Origin of the sequence: Devosia sp. MC1541 (assembly GCF_012847305.1) — a bacterium.
Classification (GTDB): Bacteria; Pseudomonadota; Alphaproteobacteria; order Rhizobiales; family Devosiaceae; genus Devosia.
In genome coordinates, this window is sequence record NZ_JABBDZ010000045.1 from 1 (window position 1) to 1,321 (window position 1,321).

Genomic DNA, 1,321 nt, shown 5'->3' on the forward strand with positions numbered 1-1,321 from the left:
TGAACCGCGCCGGGTTTGCCGGAGGCTCCGACTCTTGAGTAGGATGGAGCATCATGAGCAAGACGACGAACAAGTTTTCCCCTGAGGTCCGCGAACGCGCCGTGCGACTGGTTCTCGACAACGAGGGTCAGCATGCGTCACGCTGGCAGGCGGTGATGTCGATCGCGGCGAAGATCGGCTGCACGCCACAGACCCTGAACGACTGGGTCAAGAAGGCCGAGGTCGACAGGGGTCGGCGCGCGGGCATCCCGAGTGATTTGGCCGAGAAGATGAAGGCGCTTGAGCGGGAGAACCGCGAGTTGCGCCAGGCCAACGAGATCCTCAGGAAGGCGAGCGCATATTTTGCGATGGCGGAGCTCGACCGCCGGTCGAAGTGATGGTGGGTTTCATCGACGCGCACCGGGATGCGCACGGGGTCGAGCCGATCTGCGCGGTTCTGCCGATCGCCCCGTCCACCTACTATGAACATCTGGCAAAGCGGGCCGATCCGTCCCGGCTGTCGGAACGGGCGCGCCGGGATGAGGCGCTGCGCCCCGAGATCCTGCGGGTATTCGAGGAGAACTGGCGCGTCTACGGCGTCCGGAAGATCTGGCGGCAGCTTCGCCGCGAGGGCTTCGACGTTGCCCGATGCACGGTGGCACGGCTGATGAAGGTCATGGGTATTCAAGGCATTGTCCGGGGCAAGCCGCACAGGACTACGATCCCCGACAAGAAGGCACCCTGTCCGCTGGACAAGGTGAACCGCCAGTTCCGGGTGCCGGCACCCAACATGCTCTGGGTCAGTGATTTCACCTATGTTGCAACCTGGAAGGGGTTCGCCTATGTGGCTTTCGTCATCGACGCCTATGCCCGCAAGATCGTCGGCTGGCGTGTCAGCACCTCGGCGCATGCGGGGTTCGTCCTCGATGCCTTGGAACAGGCGGTCCACGAACGCCGGCCAGCCAAGGGCATGGGACTGGTTCATCACAGCGACCGCGGCTCCCAATACCTGTCCATCCGCTACACCGAGCGCCTCGCAGAAGCAGGCATCGAACCTTCGGTTGGCAGCGTGGGCGACAGTTACGACAACGCGCTGGCCGAGACGATCAACGGCCTGTTCAAGGCCGAGGTCATCCACCGACGCGGACCTTGGCGCAGCTTCGAGGCCGTCGAATATGCGACCCTTGAATGGGTGGACTGGTTCAACAACCGCCGCCTGCTCGAGCCGATCGGGAACATCCCGCCCGCAGAGGCCGAGGTCAACTTCTACGCCGCTCTGGAAACTGACGCCATGGCCGCGTAACTAACCGAAATCAGCTTCCGGCAAACCCGGCGCGGTTCA

1 protein-coding gene and 1 other annotated feature are annotated in these 1,321 nt (G+C 63.5%); the gene reads left to right on the forward strand.

What is annotated here, in order from left to right:
- Positions 1-53 precede the first annotated feature (53 nt).
- Positions 54-1,282 (forward strand): IS3 family transposase gene (locus tag HKD40_RS17615; protein WP_169197068.1). Its coding sequence is split into 2 segments (ribosomal slippage): positions 54-342 and positions 342-1,282, totalling 1,230 coding nucleotides; the frame shifts between segments, so codons are not numbered across the junction.
- Positions 335-451 (forward strand) — a sequence feature (AL1L pseudoknot). It overlaps the preceding gene by 117 nt.
- Positions 1,283-1,321 lie beyond the last annotated feature (39 nt).